At 71.1% G+C, this 21814-nt stretch carries 19 protein-coding genes; 14 read left to right on the forward strand and 5 right to left on the reverse strand.

The window, feature by feature from the left end:
• The first annotated feature begins 216 nt into the window (after positions 1-216).
• The 3 genes from WME75_RS06180 to WME75_RS06190 all read left to right on the forward strand — a co-directional run bounded on the left by WME75_RS06180 (position 217) and on the right by WME75_RS06190 (position 6408).
• A complete protein-coding gene (locus WME75_RS06180) occupies positions 217-2892 on the forward strand; it encodes a metallophosphoesterase (protein WP_437487178.1) in 2676 nt (891 codons plus the stop codon).
• 416 nt (positions 2893-3308) lie between these two features.
• Positions 3309-5447, forward strand: coding sequence for a proprotein convertase P-domain-containing protein (locus WME75_RS06185; protein WP_437487179.1), 2139 nt, complete (start codon positions 3309-3311; stop codon positions 5445-5447).
• Between the two features lie 196 nt (positions 5448-5643).
• Positions 5644-6408 carry a ribonuclease HI gene (locus tag WME75_RS06190; RefSeq protein ID WP_437487180.1) on the forward strand — a complete coding sequence of 255 codons (765 nt, stop codon included), beginning with the start codon at positions 5644-5646 and terminating at the stop codon, positions 6406-6408.
• Between the two features lie 66 nt (positions 6409-6474).
• Here WME75_RS06190 and WME75_RS06195 read toward each other — a convergent pair whose 3' ends face one another.
• Positions 6475-8703, reverse strand: a complete 2229-nt coding sequence (locus tag WME75_RS06195; protein WP_437487181.1) for an NADP-dependent isocitrate dehydrogenase — start codon at positions 8701-8703, stop codon at positions 6475-6477.
• Positions 8704-8858: 155 nt separating this feature from the next.
• A complete protein-coding gene (locus WME75_RS06200; RefSeq protein ID WP_437487182.1) occupies positions 8859-9011 on the reverse strand; it encodes a hypothetical protein in 153 nt (50 codons plus the stop codon).
• 87 nt (positions 9012-9098) lie between these two features.
• Here WME75_RS06200 and WME75_RS06205 point away from each other — a divergent pair, with 87 nt between their 5' ends.
• Together WME75_RS06205 and WME75_RS06210 are read left to right on the forward strand one after the other, a co-directional pair.
• On the forward strand, positions 9099-10115 hold the full coding sequence (locus WME75_RS06205; protein WP_437487183.1) for a peptidylprolyl isomerase: 1017 nt from the start codon (positions 9099-9101) through the stop codon (positions 10113-10115).
• A gap of 38 nt (positions 10116-10153) precedes the next feature.
• On the forward strand, positions 10154-10528 hold the full coding sequence (locus tag WME75_RS06210; RefSeq protein WP_437487184.1) for a YkgJ family cysteine cluster protein: 375 nt from the start codon (positions 10154-10156) through the stop codon (positions 10526-10528).
• Positions 10529-10546: 18 nt separating this feature from the next.
• On the opposite strand, the gene WME75_RS06215 is transcribed toward WME75_RS06210, so the two are convergent.
• Both WME75_RS06215 and gpmI read right to left on the reverse strand, forming a co-directional pair.
• Complete coding sequence (locus WME75_RS06215; protein WP_437487185.1) at positions 10547-12001, reverse strand: serine/threonine protein kinase; 1455 nt, start codon at positions 11999-12001, stop codon at positions 10547-10549.
• A complete protein-coding gene (gpmI, locus tag WME75_RS06220; protein ID WP_437487186.1) occupies positions 12002-13633 on the reverse strand; it encodes a 2,3-bisphosphoglycerate-independent phosphoglycerate mutase in 1632 nt (543 codons plus the stop codon).
• 284 nt (positions 13634-13917) lie between these two features.
• On the opposite strand from gpmI, the gene WME75_RS06225 reads away from it, so the two are divergent.
• The 4 genes from WME75_RS06225 (at position 13918) to WME75_RS06240 (ending at position 15883) form a co-directional block, all read left to right on the forward strand.
• Positions 13918-14340 (forward strand): VOC family protein, encoded by a 423-nt coding sequence (locus tag WME75_RS06225; RefSeq protein ID WP_437487187.1) that lies wholly within the window; start codon positions 13918-13920, stop codon positions 14338-14340.
• A 35-nt stretch (positions 14341-14375) separates the two neighbouring features.
• A complete protein-coding gene (locus WME75_RS06230) occupies positions 14376-14942 on the forward strand; it encodes a Uma2 family endonuclease (RefSeq protein ID WP_437487188.1) in 567 nt (188 codons plus the stop codon).
• A gap of 303 nt (positions 14943-15245) precedes the next feature.
• Complete coding sequence (locus WME75_RS06235; RefSeq protein WP_437494757.1) at positions 15246-15740, forward strand: WD40 repeat domain-containing protein; 495 nt, start codon at positions 15246-15248, stop codon at positions 15738-15740.
• Complete coding sequence (locus WME75_RS06240) at positions 15737-15883, forward strand: hypothetical protein (RefSeq protein ID WP_437487189.1); 147 nt, start codon at positions 15737-15739, stop codon at positions 15881-15883. Before WME75_RS06235 ends, WME75_RS06240 begins: the two co-directional genes overlap by 4 nt.
• Before the next feature lie 125 nt (positions 15884-16008).
• Here WME75_RS06240 and WME75_RS06245 read toward each other — a convergent pair whose 3' ends face one another.
• Positions 16009-16911, reverse strand: coding sequence for a hypothetical protein (locus WME75_RS06245; protein ID WP_437487190.1), 903 nt, complete (start codon positions 16909-16911; stop codon positions 16009-16011).
• 512 nt (positions 16912-17423) lie between these two features.
• Here WME75_RS06245 and WME75_RS06250 point away from each other — a divergent pair.
• The 5 genes from WME75_RS06250 to WME75_RS06270 all read left to right on the forward strand — a co-directional run bounded on the left by WME75_RS06250 (position 17424) and on the right by WME75_RS06270 (position 21798).
• Positions 17424-18074: a hypothetical protein gene (locus tag WME75_RS06250; protein ID WP_437487191.1), complete on the forward strand. Its 651-nt coding sequence runs from the start codon at positions 17424-17426 to the stop codon at positions 18072-18074.
• A 107-nt stretch (positions 18075-18181) separates the two neighbouring features.
• The gene (locus WME75_RS06255) at positions 18182-19048 is read left to right on the forward strand and encodes a Uma2 family endonuclease (protein ID WP_437487192.1); all 867 of its coding nucleotides are present in this window, start codon (positions 18182-18184) and stop codon (positions 19046-19048) included.
• 657 nt (positions 19049-19705) lie between these two features.
• Entirely contained in the window at positions 19706-20059 is a 354-nt protein-coding gene (locus WME75_RS06260) for a hypothetical protein (protein WP_437487193.1), read from the forward strand.
• 198 nt (positions 20060-20257) lie between these two features.
• The gene (locus WME75_RS06265; protein ID WP_437487194.1) at positions 20258-20806 is read left to right on the forward strand and encodes a hypothetical protein; all 549 of its coding nucleotides are present in this window, start codon (positions 20258-20260) and stop codon (positions 20804-20806) included.
• Positions 20803-21798, forward strand: coding sequence for an HTTM domain-containing protein (locus WME75_RS06270; protein WP_437487195.1), 996 nt, complete (start codon positions 20803-20805; stop codon positions 21796-21798). The genes WME75_RS06265 and WME75_RS06270 overlap by 4 nt, the downstream gene beginning before the upstream one ends.
• Positions 21799-21814: the final 16 nt, after the last annotated feature.

A 21814-nucleotide genomic window follows, 5' to 3' on the forward strand; every position in this document is an offset into this window, starting at 1 on the left:
CATACAGGAAAGAGCCGAGCGCGCCGGCCCCGAAGCACGAGGGAGACGACAGGAATGCCCAGGTTCGTCTCTTATACATCTCCGCCGAACGCAGCAGAGGGTGGCGCAGATCATCGTCCGTCGTCTGTCTCCCGCCGCCCGTCTTCAGCTGCCCCCTCGTTGTGCTACCTTACCTGGCAGGTGGTCCGTATGTCCCCACGTCCGGCACGTCTGATCTTGCTGCACTCCTCCCGCGACGAGGCCCTCGCGCAGGACATCGAGCGGCTCTTCGCGGTGCTGGAGCGCCAGGGCATGGTCGAGACCTGGAGCCCTCGCCGCATCCCGGCCGGCCAGGAGGTCATGTCCGCCACCCAGCAGCAGATCCAGCGCGCGGACATCATCTTATTGCTGACCAGCGCGGACTTCCTGGCAGCGGATGACGCAGCGGCGTGGATCCAGCTCGCGCAGCAGCGGCGCATGCTCGAGGGCACCCGGGTGATCCCCGTTCTCCTCCGGCCGGCGGTGCTCCCCAAGGAGCTCGACGTGCTCGCGCCGCTGCCACGCAACCGGCGGGCGATCTCGACCTGGGCTGACCGGGACGAGGCGCTCCTGGAGGTGGTCGATGGCGTCCGGACCGCGCTCGCGTATCGGCCCGCGCTCGCGCCGGCCGAGCCGCGTGCGCCCGCAGCCCCCAGCCCTCCTCCCGGCGGCATCGCCGTGGAAGTGCCACAGCGCGGCGTGACTGTGGCGTCCGCGACGCCGATCCAGAGCATCTTTCGCTTGAACGGCCCGCCGGACATCACGTTCGTGGAACCGTCGCAGTTCCCTGCGCTGCAGGTCGAGCTGGATACCCTGGGATCGGGGTTGATCGTGGAGGGGCCGTCCAGGGTCGGGAAGAGCACGGCGGTCAGGAAGGTCCTTGCGCTTCAGAGGCCGGCGCGCCCGCAGCGCTGGCTGGATGGGAAGCTGCCGCCAAGCGACTTCGAGGCGGTCCTGGACGGCGTGGTGCGCGGCCAGGACTCCGGGCACCTCATCGTCGATGATGTCCATCATCTCGACGATGCCCTGAAGAGACAGCTCGCCGTTCGTATGAAGATCCTCGCGGACCAGGAGCAGCCTCGGGCGAAGGTGACCGTCATCGGAATCAACCCGATCGGCAGCTCGCTCACCGAGGCGCTGCCCGACCTCTCCGGTCGATTCCGGATCATCCGGATGGACCGCCAGAGGGACGTCAAGATCGCCGAGCTGATCATCAAGGGGGAGCAGGCGGCGAACATCCGGTTCACGCGTCGCGACGAGCTCATCACGGAGGCCGGCGGGAGCTTCTTCATTGCGCAGCTCCTCTGCTATCAGGCTGCCGTGAGCGCCGGGATCCGGGCCGCGCAGGAGCGGCTCCGGGAGGTCACGCTCGGCCCGGCAGACGTCATGGAGTCCATCCAGGAGGAGCTCCGCGCCCGTTACCACGGGGATCTCCGGGATTTCGCGGCGTATGACGAGGCGCCGCCGCCCCGCGGTGGCTGCCTCGCGCTCCTGTGGATGCTGTCCCAGACCGACGACGGGGACGTATCGATCGGCGAGGCGATTCACCGCTATCCCGACCTCGCGCCCGCGCTCCAGTGGCTGAGATCCAGCAACCTGCAGCGCTGTTTCCAGGAGCAGCCGCGCCTGAGCCAGCTCCTCTACTACAATCGCGCCGCGGGGACGTTGAGCCTGGAGGATCCGCAGCTCAAGTTCTACCTCAGGAAGCTCGACTGGCGCGCGCTCGCCCGGGCTAGCGGGCACAGGAGCGTGCAGTTCCATCCGATCGATGGGCCGCTCTTCACGCCTCCTTCCAGCCGCCGCGGCGGCGCGCCGCAGGGCGGGACGCCGCCCAGGCCAGCCAGTGCTCTGGCGGCCACCCCGGCCGGAACATGCTTCCGGGTTCTGCACCTCTCCGATCTGCACTTCAACGCTCAGGACCAGGCGACGCTCTGGTACGCGCAGCTCGCGGCCGATCTGCGGCAGCAGGGCTGTCAGCGCCTTGACGGCCTCGTGATCTCGGGCGACGTCGGCAATCTGTCGATCCCCGAGGAATACACCGCCGCGCGGCTCTTCCTCGACCACGTCATGGGAGGCTTCGGGCTATCACCCCAATCGCTCGTCCTCGTCCCGGGGAATCACGACCTCAACTGGTCCCTGTCGCAGGACGCCTATCGACTGGAGCGCCGCGCCCGCTATCGAGGCGAGGTGAAGGAAGGGACCTTCATCGCGCATGGCGCGGACGTCATCGAGGTACGAGACGAGGACGCCTACAAGCTGCGCTTCCGGCACTTCGCGGAGTTCTACCGGCAGGTGAAGGGAGAGGAGTATCCGCTCGATTACGAGCGGCAAGCGACAATCCATCATCTGCCCGAGTGCGGCCTGCTCTTCCTGGGCCTGAACTCCGCGTGGGAGATCGATCACCACCACCGCGCCCGCGCCGGCGTCCACACGGGCGCGGTCGCGCGGGCGCTGATCCAGCTCGAGCGGTATTCGCGAGATGCCCTGCGGATCGCGGTCTGGCATCACCCGGTCACCAGCGCGGAGCCGGACCAGCTGAACGACGCGGGCTTTCTCCAGCAACTCGCCGTCGCCGGCTTCCGCGTGGCGCTCCACGGGCACGTCCACCGGGCCGAGAACCAGATCTACCGGTACGACATGAGCCCGGGCGGCAGGCGGCTCGAGATCGTCTCCGCCGGCACCTTCGGTGCGCCCGCGCGACAATGGGTGCCGGGATACCCGCTCCAGTACAATCTCCTCCTGTTCTCCGGGGGGATGATGACGGTCGAGACGCGCTGCCGTGAAGAGATGAACGGCGCGTGGAGGCCCGACGCCAGGTGGCTGCAGGGGACCGGCAGGGATCCGCTGCCGCGGTATCAGATCCCGCTGGAGTGACGCGCCACAACATCCCGCTCGAACGATGCGCCACGAGACCCCGCCGGCATGATGTATGTCCGCACCATCGATCACGCAGAGATGTCGTGCGCTCGGCATCTCACCCGCAGATCCGCGCTGGCGAAAGCGCCCGGAGACGACCGCTGCAAGAGGACGCGTCAGGGTAGCCCGGTCAGACGTTCCAAGGAGCGCGGGCACGGCGCCAGAGCGGGCCTGGATCGCGTGTTTACGCGAGCTCCTGTGAGCTGAACGCCGCGCATGGGTGTCGGGTCTCCCCCGATCCGTTTGACTGCTGGCGTCCTCTCGATTCCATATCAGTCTAGTGCGCTGAGGATCGATCCCGCGCGCGTGTCCGTCAGGCCTGGATCGATCCTCGATGGACATCGCCGCTCCCGCGAACCGCGGAGGAGATCGAGGTGCCAGTGCCACAGGACCTCTTCAGAAGCGCTCCGTTCACGAGGAGCCTGTCGCTGCTCGTCCTCGCCGCTGTCATGACCGCGGCCGGCTGCGATCGTCCCCAGGATCCGTCGGGTCCGGAGGCCGGCGGCGGCGGGAACGGCGAGGGCGGCGGGGACAGCGGAAAGGGCGGGAACGGCGAGGGCGGAGGGGACGGCGGGAAGGGCGGGAACGGCGAGGGCGGAGGGGGCGGGGCGCCGTGCAGCGTGGCCGCGGAATGTCTCGGGACCGACAGCGCGTGTCAGCGACGCACCTGCGAGGGCGGCCGGTGCGGCCTCGACCCCGCGCCGCAGGGGAAGCCCGTGGCCGAGCAGGTCCCGGGCGACTGCAAGAAGCGCGTTTGCGACGGGCGAGGCGCCGTGATCGAGGTCGAGGACGAGCGGGACGCCTTCTCCGATGGAGACCCGTGCTCGGCCGACGTCTGCATCGGCGGCGCGCCGGAGAACCCGCCGGCGCCGGCCACCACGGTGTGCGGAGGGCCCGATCCGTCCGGAGGGCGCTATTGCGACGGAGACGGCGCTTGCGTCGAGTGCCTCGCCGCGGGCGATTGCCTGAGCAACCTCTGTGTCGGGAACAGGTGCGTGGCGCCCGATTGCGGCGATGGCGTGATGAACGGGGCGGAGACCGACGTCGATTGCGGCGGCTCCGCCTGCATGCCGTGCGCGGGCGTGGCGGCGTGCCTCGCCGACGCGGACTGCCGGAGCGGGATCTGCAGGGACGGGAGGTGCGGCGCGTCCTCGTGCACCGACGGCGCGACGAACGGGGCGGAGACGGACGTCGACTGCGGCGGGCCGGCGTGCTCGCCGTGCGCCACCGGCGAGGCGTGCGCGGCGGACGGCGATTGCCTGGGCGGCCGGTGCTCGGGGACGACGTGCCTGCCGTCGTGCACCGACGTCGCCCGGAACGGCGAGGAGACGGACATCGATTGCGGCGGGCCGTCGTGCGTCGGGTGCACCGCCGGCATGCGCTGCGCGGCCGGGCGCGATTGCCTGAGCCACGTCTGCAGCGCGGAGGGGACGTGCGCGGCGCCCGCGTGCGGCGACGGGGTCGTCAACGCGGCCAGCGAGGGCTGCGACGACGGCAACGCGATCAACACCGACGCGTGCCTCGCGACGTGCGAGGGGGCCGCGTGCGGCGACGGGTTCGTGCAGGCCGGGGTCGAGGCGTGCGACGACGGCAACGCGAGCAACGCCGACGCGTGCCCGGCCCGCTGCGCGCGGGCCGCGTGCGGCGACGGATTCGTGCGCACCGGCGTCGAGGCGTGCGATGACGGCAACCAGAACGCCGGAGACGGGTGCAGCCCCCGGTGCCTCATCGAGGGCTGCGGCGACGGCGCGATCCGGGCCGGCGAGGAGTGCGACGACGGCGACGCCGACAGCGCCGACGGCTGCCCCATCACGTGCCGCGCCGCGCGGTGCGGCGATGGGTTCGTGTGGACCGGCGTCGAGGGGTGCGACGACGCCAACAGGGCGAACGGCGACGGCTGCAGCGCGACCTGCGTCGTGGAGGCGAGGTACACGTGCCGGGGCACGCCGAGCGCGTGCACCTATGCCAAGGAGCGCAACTGCGGCGACGCGGAGGACGACGACCTCGACGGCGAGACGGACTGCGCCGACCCGGACTGCGCGCTCGGCTGCGACGCGGCCGTGGGCGGCTGCTCGCCGGGGCAGGTGCTGTGGGTGCAGTCGTCCACGGACGTGCCCAAGCCCGTCAACGATCGCGCGGTCGCCGCCAGCGTCCTCTCGGTCGGCGCGAGCGGGGCGATCCGGCGTGTGACGCTCGAGGTCGACATCACGCATTCGTTCGACGGAGACGTCGACATCTCGCTCACCTCTCCGGCGGGCACGACGGTCGATGTCTCGAGCGACAACGGGGGCTCCGGCGACCATTACCGCAAGACCCTGTTCGACATGGGCTGCGCGATGCCGGTCGTGGCGGGCATGGCGCCCTTCCGCGGGTGCTTCCGCCCGGAGGCGTCGTTCGCGGCGTTCCTGTCCGGATCGGCCAATGGCACGTGGACGCTCCGGGTCGGGGACGACGCAGGGACCGACTCGGGCACGCTGAGCGCGTGGTCCCTCGCCCTCTGCATCGACCGGTGACCGTGCGGCGGCGCGCGCATCAACCGGTGACCGTGCGGCGGCGCGCGCATCAACCGGTGACCGTGCGGCGGCGCGCGCATCGACCGGTGAGCGCGCCGCGGCGTGTGCCCGGTCGCGCCCGTCCGGTCAGGTCCGGCGCGCTCGGCGGGTCGGGTCTCCCGTACCGCCGGCTCCCGATCCATGCCAGGGTGCGCGCGTGCCCTGGGTTCGCGCATCGCTTCGAGGTCAATCCGTCTATGCCCGCGCTGACGCCGCGGGTGCCCTGGTCGCGGAGGAGGGGGGCGGTGTCGAGATCCGCTACAAGCCGCACGACGGCCGCAAGTACAAGGCGCGCCCGGAGAACCTGACCCTCGCCGACCCGAAGGTGCTGCCTGACGACACCTGCGGCCCGGCCGAGCCGGTCGTGAAGGCGCGTGCCGGCGAGCAGCCCGAGGGGGCAGGGGGCGCGGGCGCTCCGGCGCCGGCCGGGGCAGCGCGCGGGCAGCGCAAGGCCTCGGCGCGGGGGGCGACCGCCGCGGCGCCTGTCCCGGAAGGGGCTGTCATCGCCTACGCCGACGGCGCGTGCTCGGGGAACCCGGGGCCCGCGGGGCTCGGCGTGGTGATCCTCGACGGCGGCCGGCGGATCGAGCGCAGCGAGTTCCTCGGCACCGCGACAAACAACATCGCGGAGCTGACGGCCATCCTCCGGTCGCTCGAGGAGGTGGACGAGCCGGAGCGGCCCATCGTCATCCACACCGACAGCCAGTACTCGATCGGCGTGCTCCAGAAGGGGTGGAAGGCGAAGGCGAACGCCGAGCTCATCGCCTCGCTGCGCGGCGTGCTCGCGCAGCGGCCGCGCGCGCGCCTCGTGTACGTGCCAGGGCATGCGGGCGTGCTGCTCAACGAGCGCGCCGACGCGCTCGCGCGCGAGGCCGTCCGCGAGCGCGCGTCCCGGAGGACCGTGTATCCCGGCTCCAGCTGATCCCGCAGGTTGAATCAAGCACAAGGGTAGGCTCGCGGGGAGGGGGCTCTCCGCGAGCCGGGCGGCTCAGGAGAAGCCGTCGATGGCCGCGTTCAGCGTGGCGCTAGGCCGCAGCACGGCGAACGTCTTCTGATCGTCGAAGTGGTAGTAGCCGCCGAGGTCGACGGGCTTACCCTGCGCGCCGATCAGCTCGCCGTCGATCTTGGACTCGTTGTCCGTCAGGGTCGTGGCGAGCTTGCCGAACCTGGCCGCCAGCTCCTTGTCCTCGGTCTGCTTGGCGAGGGACTGCGCCCAGTAGAGCGCGAGGTAGAAGTGGCTGCCGCGGTTGTCGATCTCGCCGACCTTGCGCGCCGGGCTCTTGTTGTTCTCGAGGAACAGGCCAATCGCCGTGTCCAGCGCCTTGGCGAGGACCTTGGCCTTGGCGTTGTCGGTCTTGTTGGCGAGGTCCTCGATCGAGACCTGCAGCGCCAGGAACTCACCGAGCGAGTCCCAGCGCAGGTAGTTCTCTTTCTGCAGCTGCTGGACGTGCTTCGGCGCCGAGCCGCCGGCGCCGGTCTCGTAGAGGCCGCCACCGGCCAGCAGCGGCACGATCGAGAGCATCTTGGCGCTGGTGCCCAGCTCCAGGATCGGGAACAGGTCCGTCAGGTAGTCGCGCAGCACGTTGCCGGTGACGCTGATGGTGTCCTTGCCCTCCTTCATGCGGCCGAGCGTGAGCTTCATCGCCTCCACCGGGCTCTTGATCGGGAGCTCCAGGCCCCTTGTGTCGTGCTCGGACAGGTAGGCCTTGACCTTGGCGATCAGGTTCCTGTCGTGGGCGCGATTCTCGTCGAGCCAGAACACCGCCGGGGCGCCCGTGGCGCGCGCGCGGGTGACGGCCAGCTTGACCCAATCCTTGATCGCGATGTCCTTCGTCTGGCAAGCGCGGAAGACGTCACCCGCTTCGACCTTCTGCTCCAGCAGGGCGTTGCCGGAGGCGTCGACGACACGCACCGTGCCGCTCTCGGCGATCTTGAAGGTCTTGTCGTGTGAGCCGTACTCCTCCGCGGCCTGCGCCATGAGCCCCACGTTCGGCGAGCTGCCCATCGTGCGCGGGTCGAACGCCCCGTGCTGCTTGTGGAACTCGATCGTGGCCTGGTAGATGCCGGCGTAGGAGCGATCGGGGATCGTGAACTTCGTGTCGTAGAGCTTGCCGTCCGTGCCGTACATCTTGCCGCTGGAGCGGATGGCCGCCGGAATCGAGGCGTCGATGATCACGTCCGAGGGCACGTGCAGGTTGGTGATGCCGCGGTCGGAATCGACCATGGCCACCGTCGGGCGTTGCTCGTAGACGGCCTTGATGTCCGCCTCGATCTTCGCCTTCTCGTCTGCCGGCAAGCTCTGGATCTTGCTGTACAGGTCGCCGATGCCGTTGTTCGGGTCGAAGCCGACCCTGGCCAGCGTGGCCGCGTGCTTGTCGAGCGCCTCGGCATAAAACACGCTGACGGCGTGCCCGAAGAGGATCGGGTCGCTGACCTTCATCATCGTGGCCTTGAGATGCAGGGAGAACAGCACACCCTGCGTCTTCGCGTCCGCCACCTGCTCGGCGTAGAACGCGCTCAGGGCCTTGGCGCTCATCACGCTGGCGTCGACGACCTCGCCCGCCTGCACCTTGACGCTCGGCTTGAGCACGGTCGTCTTGCCGCCGGCGACGAGCTCGATCTTCAGCTCCTGCGCCTTGTCCACCACGACCGACTTCTCGCTGCCGTAGAAGTCGCCGCCCGACATGTGCGCGACGTGGCTCTTCGAGTCACGGCTCCACGCGCCCATCGAGTGCGGGTGCTTCCTGGCGTAGTCCTTGACGGCGGGCGAGGCGCGGCGATCGCTGTTGCCCTCGCGCAGGACGGGGTTCACGGCGCTGCCGAGCACCTTGGCGTAACGTGCCTTGAGCGCCTTCTCCTCCTCCGTCTTCGGCTCGGAGGGATAGTCCGGCACGGCGTAGCCCTGCTGCTGCAGCTCCTTGATGGCGGCCACGAGCTGCGGGATGGAGGCGCTGATGTTGGGCAGCTTGATGATGTTGGCGTTGGGCGTCTTGGCCAGCTCGCCGAGCTCCGCCAGGTGGTCGCCGAGCTTCTGGCTGTCCGTCAGGCGCTCCGGGAAGCTGGCGAGGATGCGGCCCGCCAGGGAGATGTCGCGCGTCTCGACCCGGACCCCGGCGGCCTTCGTGAACGCCTCGACGATCGGGAGGAGCGAATAGGTGGCCAAGGCCGGCGCCTCGTCGGTCTTCGTGTAGATGATGATAGAATTTTGCGTTTCCACTGTTTCCTCGAGGGTTGAACGGACCGGGACTGTCGGGAAGGTTTCGTCCGGCGCCAAGGGCCCGTCGCGCCGGCAGAATGCCTGGCATCGAAATTTGCGCAAGCCCCTGGCTCCGGGCCCGAATCTTCGGGTCCGACGGGTTCAACGGAACCATGTCAGAGCACTGGGCACTTCCGATAGGCCTCCACGGTCCCGTCCGGGAGCCAGCTGCCGAGCGGCTGGAACGCCTCCTCGCCCGCGTACACCTCGATGAACGGGACGACGGGGTCGTCCGGCACGACAAGGCGGCCAGCGGCGGCGCTGCGCACGGGGCGGCGAGCCGCGTCGCGTCATTCCGGGCCGCGCTGACCAGGAAACGCGTGGAACCGGCTGGGGTCCAGTGGTAGAGGCGCTCGATGCGCGCACCGCTTCGCCTCGCCCTCGCCGGGCTCATCGCCGCCGCCGCCCTCGCCTCGCCGCTCGCCCATGCGGTCGTGAGCGAGCGGATCGTCGCGGTCATCGGCGATCGCGCGATCCTGCTCTCGGATCTGCGGCAGCGGGCTCGCCCCTTCCTCCTGCAGATCCAGGCCCGGGTCCAGCCGGGCGCGCAGCAGGCGGCGGCCGAGTCGCAGGTCTTTCGCGAGCTCATCCAGAAGATGGTGGACGAGGAGCTCGAGAGCCAGGCCGCCGAGAAGGCCAATATCCGCGTGACCTCCGAGGAGATCGAGAACGCCTTCCGGAACATCGCCGCCGCGGAGGAGACGACGGTCGCGGAGCTGTTCCGGATGGCGCGGGCGAGCTCCGGGCTCACCGAGCAGGAGTACCGCGACGAGATCCGCCGGCAGATCCTCGAGGGGAAGATGCTGCAGCTCCGGGTGAAGGGCCGGGTCCGCCTCACCGAGCAGGACGTGCAGTCCGCCTACGATCGGCTCGTGCGCGAGGAGCGCCGGCGGCGCGAGTACCACCCGGCGTGGATCGTCCTGCGCGTCCTGCCCGGCTCGAGCGCCGAGGCGCTCGAGGAGCGCCGCGCGCTCGCGACGGCGCTCGCGGAGCGCGCGCGGCGGGGCGAGGACTTCGCGGCGCTCGCGCGGCAGTTCTCGGACGACAGCGCGACCCGCGAGGAGGGCGGCGACCTCGGGGTCCGCGCGCCGCAGGGGACGCAGGCGGCGGCGACCGGCCAGCGCGAGGTGATGGCCCCGGAGCTCGAGACCGCGCTGATGGCGATCGAGCCGGGCGGCGTGACCGGGCCGATGCGCGCGGGCGACGCGTTCGTGATCATGAAGCTCCTGAGCCGCCAGCCGTCGCGCTTCACGACGCTCGAGGCCGCCCGCCCGGAGATCCTCCAGCGGCTGCAGGCGGAGGTCCTGCAGAAGGCCAAGGTGAAGTGGATCGAGGAGCTGAAGCGCGGGACGCACGTGGAGGTCCGGCTCTGACGCGCAAGAGGGCGGCGGGCGCGGGCGGCCGCGGCGACGTGGTCGTCCCCGAGTGCACCGCGTGCGGCACCTGCTGCTTCTCGACCCTGCCCGAGTACATCCGGGTGTTCGGCTGCGACCACGACCGCATGGACGATCGCGCGCGGGGGCTCACGCACTTCATCGGCAACCGCTGCTTCATGCGCGTCGAGGACGGCCACTGCGCCGCGCTCAGGCTCGACGCGGAGCTCGGGCGGTTCCTGTGCTCGATCTACGAGATGCGGCCCGACTGCTGCCGCGCGTTCGAGCGCGGCAGCGGCGCGTGCCTCGGCGACCTGCACGAGAAGCGGGAGCGGCCGCTGATCGCGCTCGAAGCGCTCCGCCGCCGGGTCGTCAGCGAGGGCGGCGCGGGGCAGGGCGGCGGCGCCGCGTAGGCGCGGTCGGCCTCGTCGTCAGGGCGAGGCGTCCCTGTCCTCCACCGGCGGCGCGCCCGCGTCGAGCTCGCGGCGGTCGATCCGCATGCTCACGTCGAGCGTGACCGTCTGCCGGGCGGAGACGCTGATCGTGCGCTTCTCCTCGGGCGCGTTCGGGTGCCGGAACGTGACGTAGTGCCGCCCCGCCGGGAGCGGGATCGGCCGCGCCATCGGCGTCACGTCGACGAGCTCGCCGTCGATGACGACCTCCGCCCACGGCCTGGCGAGCACCTTCAGGTAGCCGCGTTCCTCCGAGCTCGCGCCGGGCTGCCTGGCCTCGGCGCTGGGCGGACCGACCGCGGCGTGCTCGCGGAGGCCGAGCTCGATGAGCGCGCCGCCCGCGACGACAAGCGCGAAGATGCCGCAAAGCCGGCCCACGTCGGGCACGAGCGACGGCGCGTGGCGCCGCTCGGCGGCCGGGCGGGCGGACGGCGCGAGCGCGGGCGGCAGCTCGTCCCCGCCGAGCTTCGCCGCCGCGAGCGCCCTCGCGATGGGCGCGCGCGGCTGCGGGTGACCGCGCTCGGCGAGCTCCTCGGCCAGCGCGTCCGCGACGGCGCGGCCGTTCTCGTAGCGCTGCTCCGGCTCCTTCTCGAGGCACCGGAGCACCACCCGCTCCAGGCCGCGCGACACGTCGGGCACGAGCCCCCGCAGCGGCTGCGGCGGCGCGCTGCGGATGCGGTGCGCGACGGCCCGGCCCTCGGCCCACCGGTCGTCCTCGCGCTCGCGCGGCGCCTGCGACGCGCGCGACGCGCCCGACGCCTGATTCGCGTCCGCCGGCTCGGCCTTCGGCTCGTCGAACGGGCGCACGCCGGTGAGCATCTCGAACAGCACCACGCCGAGCGTGAACACGTCGGCCTGCGGCCCGGTCTCCGCCCCGAGGATCTGCTCCGGCGCCATGTAGTCGGGCCGCGCGAACGTGTCGCTGCCCTCGAACGGCTCGGGCAGCGACGGCAGCCGGCCGTCGTAGGCCGCGGCGAACTCCAGGATCTTCACGCCGCCCGACGGCGTGATGATGACGCGCTCGGGGCGCAGCTCGCGGTGCACGACGCCCCGCTCGTGCGCGTGCCCGAGGCCGCGCGCGATCTCCAGCGCGATGGCCGCCGCGGCGCCCTCGTCGAGGCGGCCGGCGCGCGCGCACAGCGCGGCGAGCGTCGGCCCCGAGAGCGGCTCGAGCACGAGCCAGATCCGGTCCTCGTCGCGCTGGAAGTCGTGGATGTCGATGATGTTCGGGTGCCGGATGCGCGCGAGGATCTTCGCCTCGCGCTCGAGGCCGGCCGCGAACGCGCTCGCGGCCGACACCGTGGGCTTCAGCGTCTTGATGAGCGCCGCCCGGCCGAGCTCCACGTGCTCGGCCCGGTACGTCACCGTGAGCGCCCGCGCCGAGACGGCCTCGCGCAGGATGTACGGGCCGAGCTGCCTCTCCGCCGTGACCACTTACCGCTGTCGAACGCGGAGCGTGCGCCCGGTCATCGCCGCGGGCTGCGGGAGGCCGAGGATCTCGAGCATCGTCGGCGCCACGTCGCAGATCCGACCGCCCGACCGGAGCACGACGCCGGGATCGCTCTTGTTCAGGTAATAGAACGGCACCGGGTTCAGCGTGTGGGCGGTGTGGGGGTTGCCGTGCTCGTCCTTCATCAGCTCGCAGTTGCCGTGGTCCGCGGTGATCATCAGCGCGCCGCCGGCCTCGCGCACGGCGTCCGCGATGTCCCCGAGCCCCTTGTCGACCGCCTCGACGGCGTGGATGGCGGCCTCGAGGATGCCCGTGTGCCCGACCATGTCCGGGTTCGCGAAGTTCACCAGGATGAAGTCGTACTTCCCGCTCTTGATCGCGGCCACGACCTCGCTCGCGACGCCCGCCGCGCTCATCTCGGGCTTCTGGTCGTAGGTGGCGACGTCGCGCGGCGAGGGCACGAGCTTCCTGTCCTCGCCCGGGAACGTCGCCTCGCGCCCGCCGTTGAAGAAGTACGTGACGTGCGCGTACTTCTCGGTCTCCGCGCACCGCAGCTGCGTGAGCCCGGCGCGGGAGATCACCTCGGGGAACGACTCGGTCACCTCGTCCTTGCGGAACGCGACCGGCAGGTTCAGCGTCGCGTCGTACTCGGTCATGCAGCTGTAGCAGTGCTCCTGGAAGGCGTAGACCGCCTTGCCGCGGTCGGTGAGGAGCTCCTCGACCTCGGGCGGCAGGTTCCGCCGCGTGAGCATCGCCGAGAGCTCGCGCATGCGGTCGGGCCTGAAGTTGACGGAGAAGCCGACCTCCTCTCCCCACCACTCCCAGCGAGGCTCCTTCGACGCGAAGTCGGCCATGAAGTCGCCCTTGATGCCGCTATAGTCGCCGATGCGGACGGGCTCGACGAACTCGTCCGTCTTCCCGAGCGCGTACGACTGCTGGATCGCGTCGAACGCGGAGTCGGCCCGCGGCGCCTCGCCGCGCACGATCGCCGTGTAGGCCTTCATCACGCGGTCCCAGCGCTTGTCGCGGTCCATGGCGTAGTACCGGCCCGACACGGTGCCGATGACGCCGACGCCCTCGAGCGCCTCCTGGATCTTCTCGACGTAGCCCCACGCGCTCTTCGGCGGCGTGTCGCGCCCGTCGAGGAAGGCGTGCAGGACGACGGGCACCTCGTGGAACTTCGCGAGCTTGAACAGCGCGAAGAAGTGATCGAGCGACGAGTGCACGCCGCCGTCCGAGACGAGGCCGAACAGGTGCAGCCGGCACTTGCGGTCCTGCGCGATGCGGAACGTCCGGTCGATGATCTCGTTCGAGCCGAGCTTGTCCTCGGCGATCGCGACGTCGATGCGCGAGATGTCCATCAGCGCGATCCTCCCCGCGCCGAAGTTCAGGTGGCCGACCTCGCTGTTGCCCATCTGCCCCACCGGCAGGCCGACGTCGGGGCCGCTCGTCCCGATCAGCGTCTTCTGCGCGTCGCGCTTGATCGCGTCGAGGTGCGGCATCTTCGCGAGGGCGATCGCGTTCTGGTCCTGCTCTTCGCGCTCGCCGAATCCGTCGAGGATGCAGAGGACGAGCGGGCGGGGGCGTTGACTGGGAGAAGGTGCGGCTTCGCTCATGGCGGCGGAATCTACAACGAAGCCGCGACAATCGGGGGGGCTGCTCGGGGAATTTCGACCCGCCCCGGGCGGCCTCCCGGCCGAGGCCCGGGCGCGCCGGCGGCGAGCGGGGCAGGGGGGCGGCCGGCGGCGGCGGGGGGGGCGGCCGGCGGCGGGGGGGCGCAGGCGGCCCAGGCGGCCGGCGGCGGAGGCGGCGGGCGGCACAGGGGGCGGCAGCGCAGCCGGGGCCTGTCCCGCGCCTGCCGGCTGCCCTACGATGGCGGGTGTCGCCAGGGAGGACCTCGATGACCCAGGCACCGCCGTTCCACCTCGCCTTTCCGGTCGCGGACCTCGAGGCGACCCGCCGCTTCTACGTCGACCTGCTGGGCTGCCGCGTCGGGCGCGAGGCCGCGCGGTGGATCGATTTCGACTTCTTCGGCCACCAGATCTCGGCCCACCTCGTCGATGAGCCCGGCGCCGCCATCCCCACGAACCCGGTCGACGGCAAGGACGTGCCGGTGCGCCACTTCGGCGCCATTCTCGAGTGGCACGCCTGGCACGCGCTGGTCGAGCGGCTGCGCGGGCTCGGGGTGCAGTTCCTGATCGAGCCGCACATCCGCTTCGTCGACGAGCCGGGGGAGCAGGCGACGCTCTTCGTCGTCGATCCCAGCGGCCACGCGCTCGAGTTCAAGTCGTTCAGGGACATGCGGCAGATCTTCGCGACGTGAGCCGCTCCGCGCGGCGTGCGTGCTAAGTTCCGACCATGTCCGACTCCGGTCGTCGCGCCACGTACCAGGACGTCCTCGACACCCCGCCGAACCAGGTGGCGGAGATCCTGAACGGCGTGCTCCACGCGACGCCGCGACCGTCGCTGTCCTGCCGCAACGTCACGTCGGTCCTGGCAGGCGAGCTCTACCTTCCCTTTCGCCGGGGCATCAAGGGGCCTGGCCGGTGGGCGTTGCTGGTCGAGCCCGAGCTGCACCTCGGCACCGATCCGGACATCGTGAACCCCGACATCGCCGCGTGGCGCCGCGACCGGATGCCGCAGATCCCGATGCGGAACGCGGCCATCTTCCTCGCGCCCGACTGGGTGTGCGAGGTGATCTCGCCGTCCACCGAGGCGCTCGATCGCGGCGACAAGATGGAGATCTACGCGCGCGAGCTCGTGACGCACTACTGGCTCATCGAGCCGCGGCTCCGGCGCCTCGAGGCCTATCGCATCGACGGCGGGCGGTTCGCGCGCGCGGGCGTGTGGGAGGGCGACGTCACCGTGCGCGTGGCGCCGTTCGACGCGGTGGAGATCGAGCTCGGCGTCCTCTGGCAGGAGTAGCGCCCGGAACAACGGCGCCGCAGCAGCGCCGGGCGCGTCGCGTGCCGCAACCGGCAGCCCGGGAGCGGTAAGCTGCCACCGGGCCAAGGTTGGCCCCGAGAGCGGCAACGCCGCGCCCGGAGCCGGGCCAAGGTTGGCCCCGAGAGCGGCAACGCCGCGCCCGGGGCCGGGCCAACGTTGGCCTGCGCCGCGGAGCTCCTGCGCTGCGTCGCCTTGACGCGGGCCCACGACCTGCGCACCTTCGACCTCGCGGCGCGCTCGACCAGGCTCTACGTCGAGCAGCCGGCCGCGGTGAGCCTCGCTGTGGGAGCTGCTCGACGCGCCCCGCCGGCGCTTCGTGCTGGTGCTCGGCGACTGACTGTTGCGTTCAGTCCCGATGGGCGAACGCTGGTCTCTGGATCTCATGACAAGACCGTGAGATTGTGGGAGGTTGGAAGCGGGCGAGTTCTCCGCGTCTTCGCGGGCCCTAGCCATGGCGTGGCGAGCACTGCATTCAGCCCCGATGGCCGACTGCTGGCCTCGGGATCGGATGCCACGCGCGTGAGGTTGTGGGATGTCCCAAGCGGTCGACCCCTCCGCGCTCTCGAGGGGCACAAGGCCCTTGTGCAGAGCGTCGCCTTCAGCCCAGACGGCACGCTCCTCGCCTCTGCCTCCGCCGACGGCACCCTCCGCCTCTGGCACGTCGCCACCGGCCGGCGCCTCGCCATCTCCTGCCCTGTCCCGAGGGCTGGGCTGCCTTCACCCCCGACGGTCGCTACCGGTTCGGCGGCGACATCGCCGGCTCCTTCTGGCACGTGATCGGCCTCTGCCGCTTCGAGCCCGGCGAGCTCGATCCCTACCTGCCGAGCCCCCTCCGCCTCCCCGACGGCGAGCCCCTCATCGCGCTCCCGCCTGCCGGTGCGCCGCCCGCGAACGGAGCGGCACCGGCGGAAGACACCTGAGCCGCGCCGATCGGCCGACTTGGGAGCCGGCGTGTTCCGTAGCACGCGCCGCAGGCCGCGCGCATGTCCGGGTCGTGCGCATGCTCTCTGGAAGCAGCGTCGCTCCTCGTGAGCGGTGCAGGCACCTACTCCTGCGGCTCGCCGCGGCGCAGCTTCTTCGCGATCAACTCCCGCACTTCGGGCGGAATCGCGCGCAGGATCTCCTCGGGCGTGAGCCCCTCGATGCGCTGCTCGGGCGTCAGCTTCGCGAGCAGCTTCTCTGGCGGCAGCTGCGCGACCATCTGCTCCAGCACCTCTTCGTAGCTCTGACGAGCCAGCTCGTAGTCCTTCATGGCCATGGTGCCCCGCTGCCTCCGGAACTGTTCGACCTGCTGGTACAGGGCATTGTACACCTGGGCTTCCTCCGGATCCAGCGGCAGAATCTGCCCCGCTCCCTTCAGGTACGCCCGGGAAAATGTGTAAAGCAGATGCTCCGTGGGGCTTTGCCGGCAGGCCTCGCGTGTCTCCACGCCGTGGAGCAGCAAGCCGTTGAGCTCGCCCCGCCAGAGACCCCCTCCCACCGGCGCGAAGGTTCCGCGGTGGCGCTCGACCTGCCTGGCGAAACCCGCGGGGATGCGGTCGGCGATGACCATGAGGCACAGCTCGTCCGGGTCGAGCAGCTTGTTGTGCCGCATGTACAGGGCGCCGTAGGCGAGCAGCGTCAGCACGTCCTCGGGCTCCAGGTCGTCGGTGGGCCCTTTGTGCTCGATGAGCGTGTGATGCCGCAGGTGACCGAAGATGCTGTGGAGCTTGCGCGCGTTCCCGGCAGGTTGGTCGACCAGACGCAGGACAACGATGTCCACCCGGAGGGGCATGCGGTTCAGCAGGAGCTCGGGAGACAGCCGCCAGCCGCTGGGCAAGTAGAACTCGAGCAGGGCGACCAGCATGGGGTGCCAGGCGGTGACGCTCTCGAACGGAGGTGCTTCGGGCTCGTCCATGACGCAAAATGCCTGTAGTCCGTAGCCGCGTCCGAGGCCAGGAGAAATCATGATGATCCTGCTCAAGGTGCATGAAAAATAGTGTGTCGATTTGCGCACGACGGAGAGATGTAGAACGTAACGAGTGTGCTGGTGCGGGGATACGCATCCCGCGCGACAGGTGATTGCGCGTCAGTGCGCAGCTGCCCGCGGCATGCCCTCCCGGAGCTGCCGTCGCGCCGGTCGAGAGGCTCGTGAATCAACGTTGGCCCCGAGAACGGCAACGCCGCGCCCCACCCCGGGCCAACGTTGGCCCCGAGAACGGCAACGCCGCGCCCCACCCCGGGCCAACGTTGGCCCGCTCCAGACCGCGCCTCCTCCGCCCGCCACCTCCTCCGCGCTCTTGCCCCGCCGCTCGCTCCCGCAGCACCATGCGCCGCATGGCCAAGGCAAAGAGCGCCGCACGACCGAAACCAGCCGCCAAGTCCCCGACATCATCCCCCCGCGCCGAGCCCGCGAAGGCGCCTCCCACGAAGCCGAGGCCCTCGCGCACGGGCGCCCTGAGCCGCCCTGTCGAGGTCGAGGTGCGCATCGATCGCGACCTCAAGCGCCGCTGGGAAGAGGCCCTCGCCCAGATCAAGGCCTCGAAGCGCGAGGGCGCCGGCGCGTTCGACGACCTCTGGGAGACCATCGGCCTCATCGTGGAGCACGAGCCTCCGCTTTACCTCGCCGGGGGCTTCTCCTCCGCGAAGCAGTTCTACAAGGAGCATGTCGGCGAGACCGAGCGCACCGCGAAACGCCTCATCCGCGTGGCCAAGCACGCATCTCCCAACGAAGAGGCCAGGTACGGTGTAAGCAAGCTCGACGCCGCGCTCGGCTACATCGAGGCCGCCTCCGGCGGCGAGGCCAGGCGCCGCGTGCCCGTCGACTTCGCCAGGCTGCGCATCTCGGTCCCGCGCGACGGGCAGCCCGCCCGCGTCTCGCTCGACGAGGCCTCCGTCGAGGAGATCCGCGCGGCCACGCGCGCGCTGCGCGGCAAGCAGCGCGGGGCCGGCGAGGCGCGCGGGGCCGGCGAGCCGCCCGCCACCGCCGCCCTCCGCCGCGCGCTCCGCGACGCCGGCGCCCCCGAGGTGAAGGTCCAGGTCGCCCGCGACAAGGTCTCGCTCTCCGGGATCCCGCTCGCCGCCCTGGCGAAGACCCTGCGCGCCCTGGCAGCCACGAAGCTTCCGCAGTAGCTCCAGGGCTCGTCGACGTTGCGCCGCGCTGGGGGCGCTACCGCCGGATCGAGAAATCGAGATGGGCGCCGGCGCCTCCCCGGAACTGAAGGGGTATGAAATATCCCATGAGCGCGCCGCCCCGTTCTCCCGTGACCGCCGACCAGCTGCGCCCGGGGGATCCGTACGAGCTGTCGGAGGGACGCCTCGTCGAGTGCCTGCCGACTGGCCGGCGCGGCGGTCGGAGCAACCTGGTAGGCGGCGAGGTGCTGGACACGGATCCGGCGGTCGAGGCGGCCGGAGTGGACGTGGGGGTCTCGCCAAGGCCGGAGATGCTGCGGGCGCCGGACATCGCGGTGGGGAACATCCCCGACGAGCCCGGGTGGGCGACCGAGGCGCCGCCGCTCGCGGTCGAGTACGCGGACACGGGGCAGGACGAGGCCGAGCTGCAGCGCAAGATCGAGGAGCTTCTGGCGGCGGGGACCCGCTGGGTCTGGGTGGTGCGGCTGCAAGGGACGCGGCGGGTCGAGGTCCACGAGGCGGCGCCCGGGCGGCCGGCGCCGGCCCAGGCGCAGGCGGCGCACCCGCCGCCACTCGTGGCGCGAGGGGTTGCGCGCGCCCGGCCGCCGCAGCGGCAGCCGGCGCGCGTGGCGTATGCCGGCGAGACGCTCGAGGCGCCCGGGGTCCTCCGGAACGCGGTTGCGGTCGAGGCGCTCTATGACCGGAGCGCCGCACACGAGGCGACGCTGCGCAACCTGCTCCAGCGCAAGGGGTACGACGGCCTCGATGCGGTGCTGGACGAGGGACGGAAGCAGGGGCGAGCCGCGGGGTTGCGCGCAGGTCTGCGCGCAGGCCTGCGCGCCGCGGTGCGGGACGTGTGCGAGCTGCTCGGCATCGCGCTCTCCCCGGAGCGCGATGCAGCGCTCGACGCGATGGACGAAGCCGCGCTCGGCGCCCTGCGCGAGCACCTGAAGCGCGACCGCCGCTGGCCTTGAGCGGAGGACCGCGCAGAGGCGCCGGGCTCGCCTTCGGGGGGCCCGACCAGCCGAAGGCGCGGCGCTCCATCGGCGATGGCCGTCGTGCTGTGTGTCGGACCGACGTTGGCATCCGAGAGCGGCAACGTTGGCCTCGCGTCGGGCCGTCGAGGAGTACGGCACGCCGCGCGAGGCCTTCATCGCGCTCACGAGCGACGTGAGGTTCATCTGCAATGCGCGGCGCGCGGCGCGCGCGGCGGCCTCGTCTCACTCCGAGCCGGTCTACCGCTACGTCTTCACGCACGTGCTCGATAACGCCACCGTGCAAGCGAGGCCCTTTCCTCTGGCAACGGCGCGCGCCCGGCGTCGGGCCAACGTTGGTCCCAGCAGCGGCAACGGCGCGCGCCGGCGTCGGGCCAACGTGAACCGATCCGCTTTGCTGGAATGTGCGGCTGCACCGATCCGACCCTCCGCTCTCTCCCCTGTCCCGTCACACATCGCCTATCCCATCATCGGGACATCCGACCCGAATGGGCCCCTTGTCGGATTTGTCGCCCAGGCAGCAGCAGGAACGACCGTCCGCAGGGCACAGGCGGGGCGTGCGGCTTGCATCAATGTCGATGACGTATGGACATGTCCGGCGCTCATGGTGAGCAGCCATCACACGGGGGATTTGACATGAAGCGAATCAATATCGTCGGCATCGTTGCCGCGCCGCTCGCGTGCATCGCGATCGCGCCGCTCGCCTCGGCCGAAACCACGACGCCCATGGAGGAGCTCGTCCTCGTCGAGGAAACACGAGCTCCCGTCGCCGCGGATACATCCAACGATCGTGCCTCGCGCCAGTGGCACTGGCACGGTGGGTGGCATGGTGGCTGGCACGGCGGGTGGCATGGTGGCTGGCACGGCGGGTGGCATGGTGGCTGGCACGGCGGGTGGCACGGTGGTTGGCACGGCGGCTGGCATGGTGGCTGGCACGGCGGCTGGCACGGTGGTTGGCACGGCGGCTGGCACGGTGGTTGGCGCCGCTGACGTCGCTGGCGGCGGTCCGATGCGGCGCCTCGCACCCTGGATGCGGGAGCCCGCGGTGAGCAGGGCGGAGCGCTGAGGGCACCGGCGTCCAGGCGCCGGCGCCACGGGCAGGGAAGCTGGTCTCAAGCCTGCTTCCCCGCTCGTTTTGTCTCTCAGGCTCGCAGGAGCTCGTCCACGGGCACGAACGGAGGAAGCTGCATGGGAGGGAAACCGAACCGCCACGGCCGCGCCGCAGCCCTGGTCGCCGCCGTGGGCCATCTCGGACTCGTCACGATGGGGGCCCTCCAGATCCACCCGCAGGGCGACGGCTGGCTCTCCCGGGTGATCGCCTATTACGGCGCGCTCTCCGGGGCCGAGAGCGGATATGCCTTCTTTGCTCCCAGCGTCACCCCGCTGCCCAGGGCCAATTTCCACGTCTCGAATGCCACCGGTGCGACCACCACCGATGCACTCGAGTCCGGAGCCAACCGCGAGACGGAAATTCGAATCCTGAATATCATCACGCCTTTTTTGAGAAATGAGGACCCGGCAATCCAGCGCTCGATCGCCGCGTCCTGGGCAGGCAAGGTGCTCGCGAGGCACCCCGGCGCCCAGAGCGTCGCCGTCCGGCTGGAGACCTGCGACCTGCCGTCGATGCGGGAGTACCGGGAGGGGAAGGCGCCCCGCTGGAACCTGCACTACGAGGCGAAGTTCATGACCCGGTCCAGGCCGCGAACCCCCCGGGATGCGAACGGAGGTGTGCTGTGAACGGCCAGGCGATCGGCCTCCACGCGTCGGCGATAGGCCGTGGCCTCGCGCGCGTCCTCCGCTCGATCGAGCGCTTCGCGTTCGCTCCCGCCTCGGCGGCGCCCCTCGCGGCCCTCCGCGTCGGGCTCGCGGCCGTGCTCCTGCTCCAGGCGGCGCTCGTCGCGCCCGCGCTCTTCGAGCTCTTCGGTCGGTCCGGGATCCTTCAGGAGCCTCTGCGCGATATGTTCGCAAGGACCGATCTGCCCAGCATCGGCTGGGCCGTGGCGCTCCTCGCCCCGCTCGGGATCGGAGAAGACACCGTCATCCTGGGCACAGGCGTGATCTACGTGCTCGCCCTCGCAGCGCTCCTCGTCGGGTGGTGGACCAGGACAGCCGCGGTGGTCGCGTGGCTCACCCACCTGATGCTGATGATGACGGCGAACTCCACCGTCTACGGCGCAGACAGCTTTGCCAACATCTTTCTCTTCTATCTCGTCTGGATGCCCTCGGCGGCCGCCTTTTCCCTGGATCGACGGCACGGGCGCGTCGAGGGGGCGCCCACGCCAGGGGCCCGGCTCGGGCTGCGCGTGGTGCAGCTGCACCTCTGCATCGCCTACCTCACCGGCGGGCTGGGAAAGGCGGCAGGTGAGCAGTGGTGGAACGGAGAGGCGATCTGGCGATCGGTCATGCTGCCGGAGTACCGCCAGCTCGACCTCTCCTGGCTGGCCAGCCATCCCTGGCTCGCGGCGGTCACGGGGTGGACGGTGCTGCTCGTGGAGATCGGCTATGCATTCCTGATCTGGCCGCGCCGCACGCGGCGGGCATGGGTCGTCGCCACCGTGGCGATGCACGTCGGGATCGCCCTGTTCATGGGCCTCCTCGTGTTCGGGGCGATCATGGCCGTGTTCACCCTCGCCGCGTTCGCCGTGCCGTGCGAGCCTCCGGGAGCGACGGCTGCGCCAGGCGCGGCGCCGGGTCAGGACGCTGACGCCGCCGCGGGCCCGGTCGGCTGAGCGCCGCCGCGGGCCG

Origin of the sequence: Sorangium sp. So ce1014 (assembly GCF_051521505.1) — a bacterium.
In the GTDB taxonomy this organism is placed as follows: domain Bacteria; phylum Myxococcota_A; class Polyangia; order Polyangiales; family Polyangiaceae; genus Sorangium.